Annotated in this window: 1 protein-coding gene; it reads left to right on the top strand. The window is 38.8% G+C overall.

Translation table 11 applies throughout. The annotated features are described in order from the left end of the window. Positions 1 to 263, top strand: a 263-nt coding sequence (locus VJI93_RS08970; RefSeq protein ID WP_324009351.1) for a rhodanese-like domain-containing protein, incomplete at both ends; no start/stop codon positions are given.

Raw genomic sequence — 263 nt, 5'->3', positions numbered from 1 at the left:
GATCTCAGCTGATGAACTTGCAACGATCGTATCGAATGAACAAGTAACTATACTTGACGTTCGTAAAAAAAGTGAATACCTCAGTGAACATGTACTCAATGCCGAAAACGCTCCGCTTGATTTTATCAATGACAGCATGAGTTTGATCGACAAGAATAAAACCTATTATATACACTGTGCAGGCGGCTATCGTTCCATGATCTTCAATTCCATTTTACGTGCCAGAGGATTTGACAATCTGATTGATGTAAAAGGTGGTTTCA

The organism is Parvimonas sp. M20 (assembly GCF_035282425.1).
GTDB lineage: Bacteria > Bacillota > Clostridia > Tissierellales > Peptoniphilaceae > Parvimonas.
The sequence above is the reverse complement of the archived record's forward strand: the minus strand, read 5'-3'. Positions and strand labels throughout refer to the sequence as shown.